This window comes from [Empedobacter] haloabium (assembly GCA_008011715.2).
GTDB lineage: Bacteria > Pseudomonadota > Gammaproteobacteria > Burkholderiales > Burkholderiaceae_D > Rugamonas > Rugamonas haloabia.
The window spans coordinates 3,259,524-3,279,076 of sequence record CP136508.1 but is presented as its reverse complement, the minus strand read 5'-3'; the positions used below and the strand labels follow the sequence as shown (position 1 = coordinate 3,279,076).

Annotated in this window: 19 protein-coding genes; 15 read left to right on the top strand and 4 right to left on the bottom strand. The window is 66.6% G+C overall.

Annotated features, from left to right (window positions below):
• Position 1 precedes the first annotated feature (1 nt).
• The 5 genes from E7V67_014315 to E7V67_014295 all read left to right on the top strand — a co-directional run bounded on the left by E7V67_014315 (position 2) and on the right by E7V67_014295 (position 2,837).
• Positions 2–682: a Crp/Fnr family transcriptional regulator gene (locus E7V67_014315; GenBank protein ID WUR10899.1), complete on the top strand. Its 681-nt coding sequence runs from the start codon at positions 2–4 to the stop codon at positions 680–682.
• A gap of 12 nt (positions 683–694) precedes the next feature.
• A complete protein-coding gene (locus E7V67_014310; protein ID WUR10898.1) occupies positions 695–901 on the top strand; it encodes a DUF3079 domain-containing protein in 207 nt (68 codons plus the stop codon).
• Between the two features lie 114 nt (positions 902–1,015).
• Positions 1,016–1,534 (top strand): GNAT family N-acetyltransferase, encoded by a 519-nt coding sequence (locus tag E7V67_014305; protein ID WUR10897.1) that lies wholly within the window; start codon positions 1,016–1,018, stop codon positions 1,532–1,534.
• Between the two features lie 128 nt (positions 1,535–1,662).
• Positions 1,663–2,517, top strand: coding sequence for an alpha/beta fold hydrolase (locus E7V67_014300; GenBank protein ID WUR10896.1), 855 nt, complete (start codon positions 1,663–1,665; stop codon positions 2,515–2,517).
• Positions 2,518–2,591: 74 nt separating this feature from the next.
• Positions 2,592–2,837 carry a hypothetical protein gene (locus E7V67_014295; GenBank protein ID WUR10895.1) on the top strand — a complete coding sequence of 82 codons (246 nt, stop codon included), beginning with the start codon at positions 2,592–2,594 and terminating at the stop codon, positions 2,835–2,837.
• Between the two features lie 340 nt (positions 2,838–3,177).
• Here the strand turns inward: E7V67_014295 and E7V67_014290 are convergent, their stop codons facing one another.
• Positions 3,178–3,570, bottom strand: a complete 393-nt coding sequence (locus E7V67_014290; GenBank protein ID WUR10894.1) for a hypothetical protein — start codon at positions 3,568–3,570, stop codon at positions 3,178–3,180.
• Between the two features lie 532 nt (positions 3,571–4,102).
• On the opposite strand from E7V67_014290, the gene E7V67_014285 reads away from it, so the two are divergent.
• Together E7V67_014285 and E7V67_014280 are read left to right on the top strand one after the other, a co-directional pair.
• Positions 4,103–5,185: a M4 family metallopeptidase gene (locus E7V67_014285; GenBank protein ID WUR10893.1), complete on the top strand. Its 1,083-nt coding sequence runs from the start codon at positions 4,103–4,105 to the stop codon at positions 5,183–5,185.
• A gap of 6 nt (positions 5,186–5,191) precedes the next feature.
• On the top strand, positions 5,192–5,497 hold the full coding sequence (locus E7V67_014280; protein WUR10892.1) for a protealysin inhibitor emfourin: 306 nt from the start codon (positions 5,192–5,194) through the stop codon (positions 5,495–5,497).
• Between the two features lie 40 nt (positions 5,498–5,537).
• On the opposite strand, the gene E7V67_014275 is transcribed toward E7V67_014280, so the two are convergent.
• On the bottom strand, positions 5,538–5,903 hold the full coding sequence (locus tag E7V67_014275; GenBank protein WUR10891.1) for a VOC family protein: 366 nt from the start codon (positions 5,901–5,903) through the stop codon (positions 5,538–5,540).
• Positions 5,904–5,922: 19 nt separating this feature from the next.
• Positions 5,923–7,272 carry a hypothetical protein gene (locus E7V67_014270; protein ID WUR10890.1) on the bottom strand — a complete coding sequence of 450 codons (1,350 nt, stop codon included), beginning with the start codon at positions 7,270–7,272 and terminating at the stop codon, positions 5,923–5,925.
• Between the two features lie 251 nt (positions 7,273–7,523).
• On the opposite strand from E7V67_014270, the gene E7V67_014265 reads away from it, so the two are divergent.
• Complete coding sequence (locus E7V67_014265) at positions 7,524–8,150, top strand: phasin family protein (protein ID WUR10889.1); 627 nt, start codon at positions 7,524–7,526, stop codon at positions 8,148–8,150.
• 227 nt (positions 8,151–8,377) lie between these two features.
• Here E7V67_014265 and E7V67_014260 read toward each other — a convergent pair whose 3' ends face one another.
• A complete protein-coding gene (locus E7V67_014260) occupies positions 8,378–8,779 on the bottom strand; it encodes a hypothetical protein (protein ID WUR10888.1) in 402 nt (133 codons plus the stop codon).
• Positions 8,780–9,008: 229 nt separating this feature from the next.
• On the opposite strand from E7V67_014260, the gene E7V67_014255 reads away from it, so the two are divergent.
• The 7 genes from E7V67_014255 (at position 9,009) to E7V67_014225 (ending at position 19,553) form a co-directional block, all read left to right on the top strand.
• A complete protein-coding gene (locus E7V67_014255; protein WUR10887.1) occupies positions 9,009–12,704 on the top strand; it encodes a nitrate reductase subunit alpha in 3,696 nt (1,231 codons plus the stop codon).
• Positions 12,705–12,716: 12 nt separating this feature from the next.
• A complete protein-coding gene (narH, locus tag E7V67_014250; GenBank protein ID WUR10886.1) occupies positions 12,717–14,270 on the top strand; it encodes a nitrate reductase subunit beta in 1,554 nt (517 codons plus the stop codon).
• On the top strand, positions 14,270–14,929 hold the full coding sequence (narJ, locus tag E7V67_014245; GenBank protein ID WUR10885.1) for a nitrate reductase molybdenum cofactor assembly chaperone: 660 nt from the start codon (positions 14,270–14,272) through the stop codon (positions 14,927–14,929). Before narH ends, narJ begins: the two co-directional genes overlap by 1 nt.
• Positions 14,930–14,941: 12 nt before the next feature.
• Entirely contained in the window at positions 14,942–15,625 is a 684-nt protein-coding gene (narI, locus tag E7V67_014240; protein ID WUR10884.1) for a respiratory nitrate reductase subunit gamma, read from the top strand.
• Between the two features lie 10 nt (positions 15,626–15,635).
• Entirely contained in the window at positions 15,636–16,382 is a 747-nt protein-coding gene (locus E7V67_014235; protein ID WUR10883.1) for a peptidylprolyl isomerase, read from the top strand.
• Positions 16,383–16,494: 112 nt separating this feature from the next.
• Positions 16,495–17,469, top strand: a complete 975-nt coding sequence (gene moaA / locus E7V67_014230) for a GTP 3',8-cyclase MoaA (protein ID WUR10882.1) — start codon at positions 16,495–16,497, stop codon at positions 17,467–17,469.
• Between the two features lie 95 nt (positions 17,470–17,564).
• Entirely contained in the window at positions 17,565–19,553 is a 1,989-nt protein-coding gene (locus E7V67_014225) for a type IV pili methyl-accepting chemotaxis transducer N-terminal domain-containing protein (protein WUR10881.1), read from the top strand.

Sequence of the window (19,553 nt, the reverse complement as noted above, 5' to 3'; positions counted from 1 at the left end):
CATGGACAAGACCCGCATCAAGGTACAGGCCTTCCTGTCGAAAGTACCGCTGTTCGCCAACCTGCGCCCCGACGAACTGGATCGCATCGCGCTCGGCACCAGCAAGGTCAAGGTGGAGCGGGGCGAACTCGTGTTCCAGCGCGGCGAGCCGTGCGTGGGCTTTCACATCGTGTTGTACGGCCAGGTGAAGCTGTCGTTCACGTCGGCCGCCGGCGCCGAGAAGGTGATCGAATTGATCGGCCCCGGCCACAGTTTCGGCGAGGCCCTGATGTTCATGAACAAGCCCTACATCGTGACGGCCCAGGCGATGGAGGACACCATGCTGCTGCACGTGTCGAAACCGGTGATCTACCGCGAGATCCACGGCGACCCGGACTTCGCCTGCGCGATGCTGGCCGGCCTGTCGCAGCGCATGCACAGCCTGATGAGCGACATGGAATCGTACTCGCTGCGCTCGGGCACCCAGCGCGTGGTCGGCTACCTGGTCAAGGATTGCGAGGAGGACGAGAGCTCCGAGCTGACCCTGCCGGCGGCGAAGGCGGTGCTGGCCTCGCGCCTGAACCTGACCCCGGAACACTTCTCGCGCATCATGGCGGACCTGTCGGCGCGCCAGCTGATCGCGTTCAAGGGCCGCCACATCGTCATTCCGGACGTGCAGAAACTGAAGAGTTGCGCCGGCTGAGGAGCTGACTTCATGGCGAAGAAATTCCCCATCAAGCCCGTGCATCCCGAACGCATCTGCTGGGGCTGCGACAAATACTGTCCGATCGATGCGCTGGCGTGCGGGAACGGATCGGAGCGCACGCAGCATCCGGTGGAGTTGTTTGGCGAGGATTGGATGGAGCCGATTTTGCCGTTCGGGGAGGAGGGTGGAGCAAGCAAGAGCCCTGGCAGCGACTGATCCGCTGCGATCTTGCCGATTGGGCAATTCTGGGGTAATGTGCGGGGTTGGGCCTGGATCGCTTGTCATCGTCTCCGTGGCCGCCAACGATCCGGTAACGAGAGGAGCCACACCGTGAGCGATCATACCTTGCGTGCCGCCACCGGCGCAGATGCGCCGGCGATGCTGGCATTGCTGCGGTCGGTGACGACGGAAGGCGATACGCTGCCGTTCTACGATGACGTCGGGACGGACTTCATCGACAGTCAGTGGCTGGGCGCGACCGGTTGCGTGCTGGCCTGCGCGGGCGATTCCCTGCTGGGCATGTACCGCTATGGCCCCAATATGCCGGGCCGGGGCGCGCACGTCGCAACCGCGACGTTCCTGGTGGCCCGACATGCACGGGGGCGTGGCCTCGGCCGCCTGCTCCTGCTGCATAGCCTCGACACGGCGCGGGCGGCGGGATTTCGCGCGATGCAGTTCAACCAGGTCGTCGCTACCAACCATGCCGCGCTGGCGCTGTACCGTTCGGTGGGATTCAGGCGGGTCGGCAGAATTCCTCAGGCGTTCGCCCATCCGCGCGACGGTTATGTCGACGCGTATGTCATGTATCTCGACCTAAGTTGCCGGGGCGAGCGGTACTTGCTGATTTGAAGAGAATGCGCTTGGTGCGAGTCCCAGCAAGAATACGAACGGCATTCACTGGCGTGAACAGCAGCGCCGGGCCCGCGCTGTCCCCTGCGCCCGGGACGCTCGAACGCCCGGAAGGTCCCCGCCATTACTTGATCGCCCCCCCTGCCAACGCAAAGCCAGGCAGGCATCCCCTGGTCGTGCTGTTGCATGGCACCGGCGCCTCCGCACGCCAGGTGATGGGGCTGGCGTTTCCGCCGTCGCCGTTGTCGGTATTCCTGGAAATCGCGGCGCGTGACGATGTCGTGGTGATCGCGCCGGACGCGGGCAAGGGCGGCTGGAGCGATTGCTTCGTTTCCGGCGAGCGCGCCGCCGCGAAGAACGATGTCGCCTTCATCGGTGCGCTGATCGACCACGCGATCGCCGTGCACGACGTCGATCCGGCACGGGTTTATGTGATCGGCGTGTCGCGCGGCGGCTGGATGACGTACCGCCTGACGATGGAGATTCCGCACAAGCTGGCCGCCTTCGCGACGGTACTCTCGGGCATGCCGGAGCCAGGACACGGTCCGCTACCGGCGACCGCGCTGCCAGCGTTGATCGTCGGCTGCACGGCCGATCGACTGCTGCGCTACCACGGCGGCAAGCACTGGTATGCGCCGCGCTTCGTGCCGCGGGTGCGCGGTATCGAAGCGACGGCCCGATTCTGGCGCGAGCTGGCAGGCTTGCCGGACACGCCGGAGACCGCGGCCGTGCCCCAGCACGATCCGAACGCCGTAACCCGCGCAACTCGCTTCACGTGGGGCGACAAGCCGGAAGGCATGCAGGTCATGCTGTACCGCGTCGATGGCGCCGGCCACGCGGAGCCGAGCCGCTTGAAGCGCTATCCCGGCCTGCTGGACTATTTGCCGGGCCGGCAGAACGGCGACTTCGAAGTGGCGGAAGCGGCCTGGGCGTTCTTTCGCTGCAAAGGCCGTGAGCGCGTTGTGCCCAATCTCGCAGCCTAGGCCGCGCGGGAGACGTCCGCCGGCACTGCGACCGCCAGCCAGTTCCGATCAATCAATTACTCAACGATATACGCATGCTTTTCGACGCCGCCCGCTCCCTGGCCTGTTCCCTCGCCATGATCGTCACCTGCTGGCTGATCCTGCCGATCCTCCTGCTGCTTCCGCTGGCCCTGGTTTTCGGCTACAAGTTCTACAAGAAGGCGGTGGCACGCTATCGCAGCTCGCCCGTCGTCGCCCGGCTGTTCGGCGCTGTCCCGAGTGCCGCCGCCCTGGGCGCCGTCGTCGTGGTCAGCGAAATCCTCAAAACGTATCGCGCCTGATCGCCGTGGGACGGTGGATGGAAGATCGACCGGTCGCCGCGCGGCACGGCGGCCCACTGGGGTGAGGGAGCTGGTCAGAGCGTACGCAGCATCCAGTGGAGTTTGTTTGGGAGAGATGAGTTGGAGCCAAATCTGCCGTTTGAAGATGAGGGCGGCGGCGCGAATATGTCCTAAGGGCGCATTTTTCGTGAGCGCGGCCTGATTCTGGTGACGTTTACGGTGGACAGGGTACGGCTACCACGCCAACTACGCCTGGCGTAACAACGTCTGGTTTTTCTGTGCCATCTGTATTCACCGGGGTGCTGTGGGCACGCCCGGATTGATGCATTGTCAGGCAGCCCTATTTAAAAACACAGCTTTGAAAAGACATATAGCGCGCTCCTGAAGAGAACGCCAGATCGCAAATGGCCTTGAACTTGGCGCCAGGTTGGAAGGCCGTCAATTTCTCTTCCTGAGCATCGTCGGCGGCGCTTAGCCGCGCCAGTTCCTGCGAGTTGCCACCGATGCCCGCTTTCAAAATCGAATTCCTATCAAACGATTCGCCGACGTCAAGTACCACGCCTGAGATCAGTACACCCCTCGTCGTCTCCATGAGCTCCAGGGACGAGTATCCGGCCTTTTCATAGCGACCGTAAAGTTTGCCCAAGTCGACAGCTTTCGGGGGCGGCTCGGCCATTGCCATGGACGCTGCCAGCATAACACCGGCGGCCGCAATGATTTTTTTGATTAGCACTGTGATCTCCTTGAGTCTGATTTGAAAAAGATTGGCGCCGGTATGGGCCGGTTTGCCTGGCGACGCCACGTGGCATGCCAACGATAGTGCAGGGCATGACGCCAGTTTTTGCTCTATCCATCCGGCCAACGCCGCAGTTGCGCTGCATCAGCCATATTCGACCTAGTCTATATGCCGTATAGGTCGCGCCTGCCGGTACGTACCTGCACGTGATGTGGCTACGCGACTTTCCATGCTCCGTGACGGCGCACCCGCGGCGGATTTGGCGCGGCATTATCATGTTATTGTTGCAACAAGAAAAGGGATTGTGCGGGACCCTTCCACCCCGCCTTTTGCGAGGGCATCAATTCTGCCCATGCCTGGCAGGTATCAACAGCGCACTGGGCAGCCATTTACCCACGGCGGTCGACAGCGCAATCCGCGCCGATGTGTCATAGTGTCATCATCAGTCGGGCCGACGCTCGAGCGAGCGCGCCAGCACCGCTGACCCCAGCCGTTCACGTGTTTCCCATAGCATTTCCGCGGAGAAGATATGTGTAACCAAACCACCCCCCATCGTCATTCGCTGTATTGCATCATGCCGCCGTACCTGCTGGCCGCGATCGCCAAGAACGGCACCGCGGCCCAGCGTGCCTTCGCCATCGACACACTATCGGCCGACTTCTCGTTCCGCACCTTCCGGGCCACCAGCGCGATCGCGCAAGCAACCGCGCCGCGCGCGCGCATCGCGGTCATGCCCGGCACGGAACCGGTGCTGAAGCGGACTATCTACACCGCCAAGAACAAGCAGACGCTGCCCGGAGACGTCGTGCGCGCCGAGGGCGCGGCGGCGACCGGCGACGCGGCCGTGGACGAGGCCTACGACGGCCTCGGCGCCACCTACGACCTGTTCTTCAAGGAGTTCAACCGCAATTCGATCGACGATGCGGGCATGCCGCTGCACGCGACTGTCCACTATGGCAAGGACTACGACAACGCCTTCTGGAACGGCAGCCAGATGGTGTTCGGCGACGGCGACCAGACCCTGTTCAAGCGCTTCACGGCGTCACTGGACGTGATCGGCCATGAGCTGACGCATGGCGTCACCGAGGTCGAGGCGGCGCTGGCCTACCAGGGCCAGTCGGGCGCCTTGAACGAATCGATGTCCGACGTGTTCGGCTCCCTCGTCAAGCAGTACAAGCTGGGCCAGAGCGCGGACCAGGCCGACTGGCTGATCGGCGCGGACCTGTTCGCCGAGCCGGGCCCCACGCGTCTCGCCCTGCGCTCGATGAAGGCGCCCGGCACCGCCTACGACGATCCCGTGCTGGGCAAGGACCCGCAGCCGGCGCACATGAAGGACTACGTGCACACGGTGGAAGACAACGGCGGCGTGCACATCAACTCAGGCATCCCGAACAAGGCGTTCTACCTGGCCGCAAGCGCCATCGGCGGCAATGCCTGGGACGATGCCGGCCGGATCTGGTACGAGGCCTTGCTGGACGCACGCCTGAAGCCCAACGCCACGTTCAAGCAGTTCGCCAAGCTGACCCAGGCCAGCGCGGACAAGCTGCACGGCGCCGACAGCACCCAGTCGAAAGCCGTGACGCAGGCGTGGAAAGACGTTGGTGTCCTGTAGCCCGCCATGCGCATCGAACTGGTGACGGAAGGCGGCTTTGCCGCGATGCCAGGATTGCAGCGGCCGTTCGTGCTGGATTGCGGCTCGCTCCCGGCCGCGCAAGCGGCCGAATGCGAGCGACTGGCGCGCGCGCTGGCCACCGCGCCGCCGGCCGCGGCGGCACCGGCGGCGCTGCGCGACGCGCGGCGCTACCGGCTCGCGTTTGTGCTCGATGAGCGGCCGCACGTCGTTGCCGCTACCGACCAGGCCATGTCCGCCGAATTCGACCAACTGGTCCAGCTGGTGCGCCAGTACGGCCGTCGCGTGGACTGACTGGGCTGGCGCGAAATCTCTGGTGTCATGCATCGCTGGTTCAAGCGTCGCCGGGCGGCTCCCACAACTCGACCTTGTTGCCCTCCGGGTCCAGCACCCAGCCGAACTTGCCGTAGACCGAGGCCTCGCTGCCGATCACGTGGCAGCCCTCGTCGCGCAGCGCGTCCAGCAGCGCGTCGAGATTGTCCACCCGGTAGTTGACCATGAACGGCGCCGCACTGGGGCCATAGCTGTCGTTGCCGGCCGGCGAGATGTTCCAGGTGGTCGAGTCGCCGTCGGCGGCCCGAAACACGGTGCCGCCCCAGTCCTGCACGTCGATGCCGAGGTGCTGCTGGTACCACGCGCGCAAGGCGCGCGCGTCGCGCGCCTGGAAGGAGATGCCGCCGATGCCGGTAACGCGTTTCATGGGTCGTCCTTTCCGAGTCTTAGTTGCCGCGGCCGCCGCCGGCGGGGGCGGCCAGCGATTCCGGCGCCAGCGGTTGTGGTCCGCTGCCGGCCACTTGCTTGTCCAGCCAGGCGCGCCACAGTTCGACGCCTTTCGCCAGCTGCAGCGAATAGTCCAAGGAGGGATGGGTGCCGTCGAACGATTCGCCCGGTGCTAGATTACGGAAGAACAAGGCGACCTGCGCCTCGTCCACCGGACCGGCCGCCAGCACCGTCTCATAGGTCTGGTTCGGCGCGACGCTGACCTGGCGGATGCGGCTGGCCGCGAACGGTGGGAACAGTGGCGGGTCGGCGGCGCCCTGCATGTCCATGGCGCGGCTGTGGCAGGCCAGGCAGCTCGAGCGCGGGTCGTCCACCGGCCCGTTCATGCGGCCCAGGTAGCCCAGCTTGCCGTCCGGCGCGCGGGTGGCGAACAGTACCTCCGCGACCGGGTTGACCCAGCCCTGCGTGGGCCGCTGGCCGGCGGCGAAATCGGCACGCGTGAACGTGGGCGACGTGCCCCATTCCAGGCCGGCGGGCACCAGGTTGTCCCAGTAGTTGGCGTGGCCACCGCGGCCATCGAAATAGAAGGTGCCGAACACCCAGCCGTTCAGGCCGTCGCGCGGCGCGTTCTTGACTGCCACGTCCACCTGCAGCAGGCGCAAGGTGACGGGCTGGCCGTTGCCGCGGATATCGGCCTGCCAGGCCAGGTTGTTGCCGGCCAGGTAGGGGGCTTCCTCGTCGGTCGCGTCGGTCAACAGCAGCTTGGCACTGACCGTCCCTTCGGGGAAGGCGAAACCCGCCGTATCGGGCTGGCTGCGCTCGCGCCAGACCCTGGCAAAAGCGGTGGCGCCCTGGCGGTTGTAGAAGCCGATGGCCCAGTTGTTGGTGCGGCGCGTCTGCGCGGCGCTCAGCTCGTGCAGGCGGCTGCCCCGTTCGAACGTCAGGCCGCGCACCGGCTCGCGCACCGGATGCATCCAGGCCGCGTGGTACCAGTCGCGCTTGCGGTTCTTCTGCAACTGCCAGTCGACGGCCGTGTTGCCCGCGCCGATGTAGGCCAGCACGGCGCGCAGGTAGCGCTCGGGTTCCGTGCGGTAATCAATGTCGCGCCAGGGCAGCACTTCCGGCTTGGCCAGCTTGGGGTAGCTGTTGCGCACCTTGAAGCATGGCAGCGCGGGCAGGCAGCTGCGCTGGGCGGACTTGCGGAACTCCTGGCGCGCCAGGCGCTTGGTCTTCTCGCCGAGCGTGAGCGCAGCGGCCGGCGGCGCCAGCACGCTGGCGGCGACGGCCAGCAGAACAAGACGGCACAGCAGTGAGCGGCACAGCAGTGAGCGGGACAGCAGTGACTTCATGGGCGGCTCTCGGTAGCCCTCGGCGGGGGCGGTTGCCAAGCATGGTAGCAATGCCGGTACGGCCGGTCACCGGGCATGACATTTTCATGACATTCGCGCCACAACTTCATGAAGGTTGGGCTCATCCATATGTCAAACGGGCGTCACAAATGGGGCTTAGGGTGTGCACAGGTGCCCCTGCGGCGCCGGCCCGGCAGCGGCATGCTGCCTTGAAGTGTCGTTCTCATCGACATCACCCATAAAGGTAAGCCATGTTCCCATTCTCACCATCCGTTACGCCCGCAGTGCGCTCGCACCTTGACGCCCAGGTGGCCTTCCTGAACGATATGTCGAAATCGCTGTCGCGCTCTTTCCAGGATCTGTGCCAGCTGAACATCCAGCTGAGCCAGACCCTGCTCGAGGAAAGCGCCATCGCCGGCCAGAAGCTGCTGACGACCGACCGTCCGGACGACGTGATCTCGATCGCCGCGTCGCGCGCCCAGCCGGCCTCGGAGAAGCTGCGCGCCTACCAGCAGCACATCAGCCGCGTCGCCGCCGACGCCCAGGTCGAACTGGCCCGTGTCGCCGAGCAGCACGTGCAGGAGACGTCGCGCACGGCGCGCGCACTGGCCGACCAGGTGGCCCGCGTGACCGCCGAGGAAAGCGACCGCAGCAAGCGCCAGCAGGAAGAATCGATCCGCACCTTCCAGGACCCGTTCCAGCATGGCGCCGCCCGCAACGGTAACGGCGCCAGCGCGCACGGCCACTTGCAGGCCGACAGCGGCAGCGGCAACCTGCAGGTGGACGGCGAGGCCCAGGGCGCCTCCTTCCATGGCAACGTGCAGGGCACGCAGCCGGCCCAGTCGTCCGGCAAGGGCGGCAAGGCCGCCCAGCAGTAACGCAGTCGGCGAGCGACCGCCACCCGCCAACTCGAACGAGGGTCGCAACCGGGGACGCTGGCGCCACCCCGACTCACATGCCACGGCCGGGCCGTGGCTTTTTTTATGGGCCGAGGCGACAGGCAGATTTCCTAGGGCCGTCGACCCAAGGCGACAGGTGCCTGTCCCGGTGCCTCATATGCCTCCGGTGCCTCATGTGTCCCAGGTGCCCGATGTCCCCCGGTACTTCATGCCGCCCAGCGCAGCGGCGCCCCATCCGGCCCGAACGCCGCCATCCCTGCCATTTTCCCCAGCTTGATCGCATTGAGCATCGTGCGCAACGCGCCGTCGGCCTGGCGCTCGTCCGGCCACTGGCCCGCGCAGCCGGACAGGGTGCTGACCAGCAGCACGTCCCAGTGTGCGCCGCCCAGCGCGCCGCGCGCTTCGGCCGCCAGCGCGTCGAAGCCGGCGACATCCGGCGCGCGCTTGTCCACGCAGGCCAGCGGGGCCAGCGCCATGCGCGGCTTGCGGCCGGGCGTGGTGGCCTGCTGGGGTTCCGCCTCCAGGGCGGCAAAGGTCAGCAGCAGCAACTGCGGTTCGGGGCGGGTACTGGCGGCCGCCAGCAGGGCGGCGAAGCTGTCGATGGTCATGGCAGGTCTTTCGAAAATGTGGATACCGCATGTATAGCGCGACGACGCGCGCGCGGCCATACGCACGAGGACAAGGCCGACTAGGTACAAATGGCTAGTCGCGCTAGTCCTTCGTCCGGCAGGCGCGGCACTTCCTGCCGATGGTCACCACCAGGTGCGCTGGATAGACTCTTTTACATCCCGCTCCGTGCAATCTCGCAGGGAGGCGCAACAGGTTCAAGGAGGCAGCATGAGTCATTTTCTGGATCGCCTGAAGTTCTTCAACAAGCCCAAGTCCACGTTCTCGAACGGCCACGGCGCCGTGGTGCACGAGGATCGCACCTGGGAGAACGCCTATCGCCAGCGCTGGCAGCACGACAAGATCGTCCGCTCCACCCATGGCGTCAACTGCACCGGCTCCTGCAGCTGGAAGGTCTACGTGAAGAACGGCCTGATTACCTGGGAAACGCAGCAGACCGACTATCCGCGCACCCGTCCCGACCTGCCCAACCATGAGCCGCGCGGCTGCCCGCGCGGCGCCAGCTATTCCTGGTACGTGTATTCGGCCCAGCGCGTCAAGTACCCGATGGTGCGCGGCCGCCTGATGGAGATGTGGCGCGAGGCGCGCCGCACGATGGACCCGGTCGGCGCCTGGGAATACGTGAGCCAGAACCCGGAACGGGCAAAGCAATACAAGTCGGTGCGCGGCCTGGGCGGTTTTGTCCGCGCCAGCTGGGACGAATGCAACGAGATCATCGCCGCCGCCAACGCGCTGACGATCAAGAAATACGGCCCCGACCGCATCGTCGGCTTCTCGCCGATTCCCGCCATGTCGATGGTCAGCTACGCGGCCGGCACGCGCTACCTGTCGCTGATCGGCGGCGTGGCACTGTCGTTCTATGACTGGTACTGCGACCTGCCGCCTGCTTCGCCGCAGGTGTGGGGCGAACAGACCGACGTGCCGGAATCGGCCGACTGGTACAACTCCACCTACCTGATGGTATGGGGTTCGAACGTGCCGATGACGCGCACGCCGGATGCGCACTTCTACACGGAAGTGCGCTACAAGGGCACCAAGACCGTGGCCGTATCGTCCGACTTCGGCGAGATGGCCAAGTTCGGCGACATCTGGCTGGCGCCGACCCAGGGCACGGACGCCGCGCTGGCGATGGCCATGGGCCACGTCATCCTGAAGGAATACCACACGGCCGGCCAGTCGGCCTATTTCCGCGAGTACGCCAAGCAGTACACCGACTTCCCGATGCTGGTGCTGCTGAAGGAACACCAAGGCACGCTGGTGCCGGACTACTTCCTGCGCGCCTCGCACTTGGCCAACAACCTGAATGAAACCAACAACCCGGAATGGAAGACGCTCGTCATCGACGAGGCGTCCGGCCGCATCGTGGCCCCAAGCGGCTCGATTGGCTTCCGCTGGGGCGAGAAGGGCAAGTGGAACCTGGAGATGAAGGAGGGCGGCAACGGCGCCCCGGTCGATCCGCTGCTGTCGCTGATCGACTGCCGTGACGACGTGGTGCCGGTCGGTTTCGCCTACTTCGGCGGCCGCGACGCGGCCGACCTGCTGCCGCGCCACGTGCCCGTCAAGCGCGTCACGCTGGCGGACGGCACGACGGCGCTGGTCGCCACCGTGTTCGACCTGACCATGGCAAATTATGGGATCGAGCGTGGCCTGGGCGGTGGCAACGTCGCCAACGACTATGCGGACGACGTGCCATACACCCCCGCATGGCAGGAAAAGCACACCGGCGTGAAGGCCGCCGACGTCATCACCGTGGCGCGCCAGTTCGCCCAGAACGCCGACCAGACCCGCGGCAAGAGCATGGTCATCGTCGGCGCCGCGCTGAACCACTGGTACCACATGGACATGACGTATCGCGGCATCATCAATATGCTGATGATGTGCGGCTGCATCGGCCAGTCCGGCGGCGGCTGGGCCCATTACGTGGGCCAGGAAAAACTGCGCCCGCAGACCGGCTGGACCCCGCTGGCGTTCGCCCAGGACTGGAACCGGCCAATGCGCCAGATGAACGGCACCTCGTTCTTCTACAACCACACCAGCCAGTGGCGCCATGAGAAGCTGCACACCAGCGACATCGCCTCGCCCACCGCGGGCGCCGACGTGGCGCCGATGAGCCTCCTGGACTACAACGCCAAGGCCGAGCGCATGGGCTGGCTGCCGTCCGCGCCGCAATTGCAGACCAACCCGCTCGACGTGATGGACGCCGCCACGGCCGCCGGCGAAGACCCGGCCGCGTTTGCGGTACGCCAGATCAAGGAAGGCAAGCTGCAGTTCTCCTGCGACGATCCGGACAATCCGGCCAACTTCCCGCGCAATATGTTCGTCTGGCGCTCCAACATCCTGGGCAGCTCCGGCAAGGGCCACGAGTACTTCCTGAAGTACCTGTTGGGCACCCAGAACGCCCTGATGAGCGACGAGGCGGACTGCATCAAGCCGCGCGACGTCAAGGTCCGTCCGGCCGCCGAGGGCAAGCTGGACCTGCTGGTGGTGCTGGACTTCCGCATGTCCACCACCTGCCTGTACGGCGACATCGTGCTGCCGACCGCCACCTGGTACGAGAAGGACGACCTGAACACGTCGGACATGCACCCGTTCATCCACCCGCTGTCCGAAGCCGTGCAGCCGCTGTGGCAGTCGCGTTCGGACTGGGAGATCTACAAGGGCATCGCGGCGAAGTTCTCCGAGATCGGTGGCGACTACCTGGGCACCCGCAAGGACCTGGTGCTGACGCCCCTGATGCACGATACCCCGGGCGAACTGGGCCAGCCCTTCGATCCGAAGGACTGGCGTGCCGGCGAGTGCGAGCCGATCCCGGGCAAGACGATGCCGAACATGACGGTCATCGAGCGCGATTACCGCCAGATCAGCAAAAAATTTACTTCAATAGGGCCCCTGCTCGAAAAGATTGGGAACGGCGGCAAGGGCATCAGCTGGAAGACGGGCCACGAGGTGGACGTCCTGCGCGGCATCAACCGCACCGTGCAGGAAGAGGGCATCTCGAAGGGCCAGCCACGCCTGAACACGGCGATCGATGCGGCCGAGATGATCCTGTCGCTGGCGCCGGAAACCAACGGCCACGTGGCGGTGAAGGCCTGGGCCGCGCTGTCCGAGATCACGGGGCGCGACCACACCCACCTGGCGCTGCCGCGCGAGCACGACAGCATCCGCTTCCGCGACGTGCAGGCGCAGCCGCGCAAGATCATCTCTTCGCCCACCTGGTCGGGCCTGGAGTCGGAGGAAGTCAGCTACAACGCCTGCTACACCAATGTGCACGAACTGATCCCATGGCGCACCCTGACGGGCCGCCAGCAGTTCTACCAGGATCACCGCTGGATGCGCGACTTCGGCGAGGGCCTGTGCGTGTACAAGCCGGCGATCGACACCCGCACCACGGCAGCCGCGCTGGGCGCGCGCCCGAACGGCAACAAGGAGATCGCGCTGAACTTCATCACGCCGCACCAGAAGTGGGGCATCCACTCGACCTACTCGGACAACCTGCGCATGCTGACCTTGTCGCGCGGCGGGCCGCACGTGTGGCTGTCGGAGACGGACGCGAAGGCCGCCGGCATCGTCGACAACGACTGGATCGAGGTCTTCAACGTCAACGGCACCCTGACGGCGCGGGCCATCGTCAGCCAGCGCGTCCCGGCCGGCATGACCTTGATGTACCACGCCCAGGAAAAGATCGTCAACGTGCCGGGCGCGGAGATGAGCGGCAAGCGCGGCGGCATCCACAACTCGGTGACGCGCGCCGTGACCAAGCCGACCCACATGATCGGTGGCTACGCCCAGCTGGCGTGGGGTTTCAACTACTACGGCACGGTGGGCTCGAACCGCGACGAGTTCGTGGTGGTGCGCAAGATGAACAAGGTGGACTGGCTCGAAGGCGAGCTGGCGGCAACGGTCTAAGGGGAGCAAACAATGAAAATCAGAGCGCAAATCGGCATGGTGCTGAACCTGGACAAGTGCATCGGCTGCCATACCTGTTCCGTCACCTGCAAGAACGTGTGGACCAGCCGCGACGGCGTCGAATACGCATGGTTCAACAACGTCGAAACCAAGCCCGGCATCGGCTATCCGAAGGACTGGGAGAACCAGGACAAGTGGCACGGCGGCTGGCGTCGCACGGACGCGGGCAAGATCGAGCCACGCCAGGGCGGCCGGCTGAAGATCCTGGCCAACATCTTCGCCAACCCGAACCTGCCGCAGATCGACGAGTACTACGAGCCGTTCACCTACGACTACGAGCACCTGCAGAACGCGCCGCTGTCGCAGACGCCGCCGACGGCCCGCCCGATTTCCGTGCTGACGGGCCAGAAGATGGACAAGATCGAATGGGGCCCGAACTGGGAGGACGACCTGGGCGGCGAGTTCGCCCGGCGCAGCCAGGACAAGCTGTTCGACAATATGCAGAAGGAGATGTACGGCACCTTCGAGAACACCTTCATGATGTACCTGCCGCGCCTGTGCGAGCATTGCCTGAACCCGGCCTGCGTGGCATCGTGCCCGTCCGGTTCCGTCTACAAGCGCGAGGACGACGGCATCGTGCTGATCGATCAGGACAAGTGCCGCGGCTGGCGCATGTGCATCTCCGGCTGCCCGTACAAGAAGATCTACTACAACTGGTCCTCGGGCAAGGCCGAGAAGTGCACCTTCTGCTACCCCCGCATCGAGGCGGGCCAGCCGACCGTGTGCTCGGAAACCTGCGTGGGCCGCATCCGCTACCTGGGCGTGCTGCTGTACGACGCCGACAAGATCGAGGCTGCCGCCTCGGTGGCGGACGAGCGCGACCTGTATCCGTCGCAACTGGGCCTGTTCCTCAATCCGCACGACCCGGAGATCATCGCCGAGGCGCGCCGCCAGGGCATCCCGGACGCCTGGCTGGACGCGGCGGCCCGCTCGCCCGTCTACAAGATGGCGATGGAGTGGAAGGTGGCGTTCCCGCTGCACCCGGAATACCGCACCCTGCCGATGGTGTGGTACATCCCGCCGCTGTCGCCGATCCAGGCCGCCGCCGAATCGGGCAAGCTGGGCACCAACGGCATCCTGCCGGACACCGCCAGCCTGCGCATCCCGGTGCAGTATCTCGCCAACCTGCTGACGGCCGGCGACCAGGTGCCGGTGCTCAAGGCCCTGGATCGCATGCTGGCGATGCGTGCCTACATGCGCGGCAAGAGCGTCGAGGGTGTCGAGAAGCTGGAAGCACTGGAACAGGTCGGGCTGGACAAGGCCACCGTCGAGGACATGTACCACATCATGGCGATCGCCAACTACGAGGACCGTTTCGTGATCCCGTCCAGCCACAAGGAGATGGCCGAGGACAGCTTCAACGAGAAGGGCAGCTGCGGCTTCAGTTTCGGCAACGGCTGCTCGGACGGCGTCACGGACGCCAGCCTGTTCGGCAAAAAGAAGCAGGGTTCCGTGATCTTCATGTCGATGCCGAAGTCGCGCAAGAAACAGCCGGAGAACGTGTGATGGACACCACCAATGACATGCAGTGCTACCAGGTGCTGTCGCTGCTGCTGCAGTACCCGGAGCTTGAACTGATCGACGCCCTGCGCGAGCTGGAAGCGGTGCTGGAGCTGCGCCCCAGCTGGCGCGAACGGCTGCAGCCGCTCCTGGCCCACCTGGGCACCACGCCGCTGATCGACCTGCAGCAGCAATATGTCGCGACATTCGACCGCAACCCGTCGCACTCGCTGCACCTGTTCGAGCATATCCACGGCGAATCGCGCGACCGCGGCCAGGCCATGGTCGACCTGCTGGCCGAGTACCGCCGCCACGGCCTGGAAATGGTCGGCGACGACCTGCCGGACTACGTGCCGCTGTTCCTGGAGTTCCTGGCGCAGCAGGACGAGGACGAGGCGCGCCGCCTGCTGGGCGACGCGGTCCACGTGCTGGCCCATATCGGCCGCAAGCTGACAGCAAGCGGCAACCCGTACGGCGTGCTGTTCGCCGTGCTGGAAGCCGAAAGCCCGGTGCCGGCCGAGAACCTGACGGAGCCGCCGGTGCGCGACATGGACGAGGCGCTCGAAACCTTCGGCCCGGGCGCCGACGGCGTCGAGCCGCTCTTGCAGCAGGTGCCCGGCGGCGTGCAGCCGCTGCGCTTCTACCCGAAACACGCGACCGCCTGAAAGGAGACTGTCATGAACTACACCCACCAATTCCTGTTCGGGATCTACCCGTACATCGCCCTGGCCGTGTTCCTGCTGGGGAGCCTGATCCGTTTCGACCGCGAGCAGTACAGCTGGCGTTCCGAATCGAGCCAGGTGCTGCACACGGGCGCGCTGCGCCTGGGCAGCCCGCTGTTCCACATCGGCGTGATCGGCCTGTTCTTCGGCCATGCCGTCGGCCTGCTGACGCCTGTCGCCGTGTGGGATGCGCTGGGCGTGCCGCACGGCGCCAAGCAGTTGTTCGCCATGATCGCCGGCGGCGTGATGGGCACGCTGGCCCTGGTCGGCCTGCTGATGCTGCTGGCGCGCCGCTTCGCCAGCGACCGCCTGCGCAAGGTGACGACGTTTAAGGACAAGATCGTGCTGCTGTGGATCCTGGCCACCTTGCTGCTCGGCCTCTCGTCGATCGTCTCGTCGGCCGGCCACATGGACGGCCACATGATGGTGCTGCTGATGGGCTGGGCCCAGCACATCGTCACGTTCCGTGCCGACGCCGCCGCGCTGATCGTGGACGCGCCGCTGGTGTTCAAGCTGCACCTGTTCATGGGCATGTCGCTGTTCGTCATCTTCCCGTTCACCCGCCTGGTGCACGTGTGGAGCGGCTTCGGCGCCGCCGCCTACCTGGGCCGCGCGTTCCAGCTGGTGCGCACCCGCTAAGGAGACCATCATGGGCATCGCAGTCAACGGCATCGACGTCACGGACGCCGAGATTTCACAGGAACTGCCACACCACCAGCAGGCCGCCAATCCGCTCAAGGCGGCCGTGCACGAAGTCGTGCTGCGCCGCGTGCTGCTGGCCGAGGCGGGCCGGCTCGGTATCGAGGCGGACAACGACGACGACCGCATCGAGGCGTTGTTCGAGCGCGAGGTAGCGGTGCCGCAGGCGGACGACGAAGCCTGCCGGCGCTACTACCAGGCGCACCTGCAGCGCTTCACCGCCGGCGAGCTGGTCGAGGCGCGCCACATCCTGTTCCAGGTGACGCCAGCGGCGCCCCTGGAGCTGCTGCGCGCGACCGGGGAACAGATCCTGGCCGAACTGCAGGCCCGGCCCGAGCGCTTCGAGGAGCTGGCACGCCAGTATTCGAACTGCCCGTCCGGCGCCGTCGGCGGCAGCCTGGGGCAGCTGGCGCGCGGCCAGTGCGTGCCCGAATTCGACGCGCTGCTGTTCCGCCTGCGCCCGGGCGAGCTGGCCGGCCGGCTGCTGGAAACGCGCTTCGGCCTGCACATCGTGCAGGTACTGCGCCGGATCGAGGGCCGCGTGCCGCCGTTCGAGGCGGTGCGCGGCCACATCGCCGACACCCTGCGGCGCGAGTCCTGGCAGCGCGCGCTGCACCAGTACCTGCACATCCTGGTCGGCCGCGCCGACATCGAAGGTGTCGCGCTGGAAGGCGCCGCCTCGCCGCTGGTGCAGTAAATGTCAATAGCCCGTCCGGCCTAGCCGGACGGCGCCGCTCCTACGTCCTCCTGCCCAGTGGCAGGAGGACGCCCACCCCGTACAATCTCCCCATCATTTACAGGAGGCTGCCATGCTGCGCGACCGGCACGGGCGTACCGTCGATTACCTGCGCGTGTCCGTCACGGACCGCTGCGACCTGCGCTGCACGTACTGCATGCCGCAGGACTACCGCGGCTTCGAGAATCCGCCGGACTGGCTCACGTACGACGAGATCGAGCGCGTCGTCGCCGCGTTCGTGCGCCTTGGCACGCGGCGCGTGCGCCTGACGGGCGGCGAGCCGCTGACGCGCGGTGGCCTGGCGCCGTTCGCGGCGCGGCTGGCCGCGCTGCCCGGGCTGGACGACCTGTCGCTGTCGACCAACGCCACCCGCCTGGCGCGCCATGCGCCGGCGCTGCGCGCGGCCGGGATCGACCGCATCAACGTCAGCCTCGATTCCCTGAACCGTGCCTGCATGACGGCCATCACGGGACGCGACAGCCTGCCGGCGATCCTGGGCGGCCTGGCCGCGGCGCAGGAAGCCGGCTTCGATCCGATCAAGATCAATATGGTGGCGATGAAGGGCGTCAACGAGCACGAGATCGAACCGATGGCGGCGTTCTGCATCGAGCGCGGCTTCATCCTGCGCCTGATCGAGGTGATGCCGATGGGCGCGACGGGCCGCAACACCCAGTTCCTGCCGCTGGACGGCATCCGCGACCAGCTGGTGCGCCGCTTTGGCCTGGTGCCGCAGGCGCGCGAGCTGGGCGGCGGACCGGCGCGCTACCTGAGCACCCCGGACGGCCGCGCCAGCGTGGGCTTCATCACGCCGCTGTCGCAGCACTTCTGCGCCACCTGCAACCGCGTGCGCCTGGCGGTGGACGGCACCTTGTACATGTGCCTGGGCCAGGAGGAGAGCTACCCGCTGCGGCCGTTGCTGCGCGCCGGCGCCAGCGATGCCGAGCTGGAAGCGGCGATCCGCACCGCCATCGAACTGAAACCCCTGCAGCACGACTTCAACCGCCAGCCGGAAAAGATCGTCCGCTTCATGTCGCAGACCGGCGGTTGAGTTCGTGTCCCACCACGGTGTCAGTCACCAAAACGGGACACGGACCCGGCGGTGGGCGGTATACTGAAACATCGCACGGCCCCTGCCGAGGAACTATGAACACCCAGACAACCACCGCCGGCACTGCCCGGTCCCACAGCGCGCTGCTGCGCGTCGCCCACGACCCGGCCTGGCGCAAGCTGTCCACCAAGATCGTCGGCAGCCTGCTGGGTTTCCTGATCATGGCGCTGTCCGTGATCGGCGCCACCTTGTACCTGTCCTGGCAGCTCGAAGGCAGCGCGGCCGCGATCAACGTCACCGGCAGCCTGCGCATGACGAGCTTCCGCCTCAGCCTTGGCATCGCCGGCATGGCCGAACCGGAACGGCGCGAGGCGGCGGCGGCCGACGCGCGCCGCCAGCTGGGCGTGCTGGACGACACGCTGGCGCAGCTGCGCCACGGCGACCCGCAGCGCCCGCTGTTCCTGCCGCCGGCGCCGGCGATCCGCCAGGCCTTCGAGCGCGTCACCGAGCACTGGGCCACGCGCCTGCGCCCGGAAGCGCTGGCCTTGCTGGCGCAGCCCGGTATCGAACGCGAGCGCGCCTGGGCCTTCCAGCGCGACGCCGAGGTGTTCGTCACGGATGTGGCGCGCCTGGTGCAGCAGATCGAGCGGGACAGCGAGACCCGCACCTTCTGGCTGCGCGGCTCGCAGCTGCTGCTGCTGGCGTTCGCCACGGCGGGCACCGTCAGCATCATCTACTTGCTGTTCAACCTGATCATCGCCCCCGTGACGTCGCTGCAGGGCGGCATGGCGCGCATGCGCGAGCGCGATTTCGAGGTGCGGCTGCCGTCCGACCGCACCGACGAATTCGGCGAGCTGGCGCAGGGCTTCAACCAGATGGCCGACCGTCTGCAGGGCGTGTACGCCAACCTGGAGCAGCTGGTCGAATCGAAGACGGCCGCGCTGGCGGCGCAGAACCGCGAACTGGCGCTGCTGTACGACAGCGCCGCCTTCCTGCAGCGCCCGCAGCCGGCCGAGGAGATGTGCCAGGGCTTCCTGCGCCGGCTGTCCGACTACTTCGGCGCGGATGGCGGCTCGGTGCGCATCCTCGACCCGGAACGGGGCAACCTGCACATGCTGGTCCATCACGGCCTGTCGCCGCAGCTGGTGGAGGCGGAGCACTGCATGAAGGTGGGCGACTGCCTGTGCGGCGAATCGGTGCAGAAGAAGATCACGATCGTGCACGACCTGCGCCAGATGCCGCGCGGCGCCGAGCTGGAGTGCCGCCGCGAGGGCTACGAGACGGTGTCGATGTTCCACATCTATGCGCACCAGCAGCACTTGGGCATGTTCAACCTGCACTTCCGCAAGGTGCGCACCTTCACGCCGCAGGAGCAGGCTCTCCTCGAGACGCTGGGCCAGCTGCTCGGCACCGCCATCGAAAACCTGCGGCTCGGTGCGCGCGAACGCGAGATGGCGATCTCGGAAGAGCGCAACCTGGTGGCCCAGGGCCTGCACGACAGCATCGCCCAGGGCCTGAACTTCCTCAACCTGCAGGTGCAGATGCTGGAGCAGTCCGTGCGCGCCCACAAGCTGGACGAGGTGGCCGACATCGTGCCCGCGCTGCGCGCCGGCGTGCAGGAAAGCTACGAGGACGTGCGCGAGCTGCTGCTGAACTTCCGCACGCGCCTGGTCGAGGACAGCCTGGTGCATTCGCTGCAGACCACCATCGACAAGTTCGAGCGCCAGGCCGGCATTTCCGTCGAGCTGAAGGCCGACCTGGACGGCGCGCCGTTCCCGCGCGAGCAGCAGTTGCAACTGCTGTTCATCGTGCAGGAGGCGCTGTCGAACGTGCGCAAGCACGCGGGCGCGCGCCACGTGCAGGTCACCCTGCGCGACGCGCAGGACTTCACGCTGTCGATCAAGGACGACGGCCACGGCTTCGACGTGGCGGGGTTGGCGCAGCGCGGCGAACACCACGTGGGCATCCACATCATGCGCGAGCGCGCCCAGCGCATCTCGGCCACGCTCGAAGTGCGATCGGCACCGGGCGCCGGCACCACGGTGCTGGTGCAATTGCCGCGCGAACTGCGGCGCGCCGCGTAA

Bases quoted from the DNA above. Each gene is read 5' to 3' on its own strand.
- moaA (WUR10882.1), top strand. From the start codon at position 16,495: ATGCTGCGCGACCGGCACGGGCGTACCGTCGATTACCTGCGCGTGTCC.
- E7V67_014310 (WUR10898.1), top strand. From the start codon at position 695: ATGGCGAAGAAATTCCCCATCAAGCCCGTGCATCCCGAACGCATCTGC.
- E7V67_014280 (WUR10892.1), top strand. From the start codon at position 5,192: ATGCGCATCGAACTGGTGACGGAAGGCGGCTTTGCCGCGATGCCAGGA.
- E7V67_014235 (WUR10883.1), top strand. From the start codon at position 15,636: ATGGGCATCGCAGTCAACGGCATCGACGTCACGGACGCCGAGATTTCA.
- narJ (WUR10885.1), top strand. From the start codon at position 14,270: ATGGACACCACCAATGACATGCAGTGCTACCAGGTGCTGTCGCTGCTG.
- E7V67_014270 (WUR10890.1), bottom strand. From the start codon at position 7,272: ATGAAGTCACTGCTGTCCCGCTCACTGCTGTGCCGCTCACTGCTGTGC.
- narI (WUR10884.1), top strand. From the start codon at position 14,942: ATGAACTACACCCACCAATTCCTGTTCGGGATCTACCCGTACATCGCC.
- narH (WUR10886.1), top strand. From the start codon at position 12,717: ATGAAAATCAGAGCGCAAATCGGCATGGTGCTGAACCTGGACAAGTGC.
- E7V67_014265 (WUR10889.1), top strand. From the start codon at position 7,524: ATGTTCCCATTCTCACCATCCGTTACGCCCGCAGTGCGCTCGCACCTT.
- E7V67_014225 (WUR10881.1), top strand. From the start codon at position 17,565: ATGAACACCCAGACAACCACCGCCGGCACTGCCCGGTCCCACAGCGCG.
- E7V67_014285 (WUR10893.1), top strand. From the start codon at position 4,103: ATGTGTAACCAAACCACCCCCCATCGTCATTCGCTGTATTGCATCATG.
- E7V67_014260 (WUR10888.1), bottom strand. From the start codon at position 8,779: ATGACCATCGACAGCTTCGCCGCCCTGCTGGCGGCCGCCAGTACCCGC.
- E7V67_014315 (WUR10899.1), top strand. From the start codon at position 2: ATGGACAAGACCCGCATCAAGGTACAGGCCTTCCTGTCGAAAGTACCG.
- E7V67_014255 (WUR10887.1), top strand. From the start codon at position 9,009: ATGAGTCATTTTCTGGATCGCCTGAAGTTCTTCAACAAGCCCAAGTCC.
- E7V67_014275 (WUR10891.1), bottom strand. From the start codon at position 5,903: ATGAAACGCGTTACCGGCATCGGCGGCATCTCCTTCCAGGCGCGCGAC.
- E7V67_014295 (WUR10895.1), top strand. From the start codon at position 2,592: ATGCTTTTCGACGCCGCCCGCTCCCTGGCCTGTTCCCTCGCCATGATC.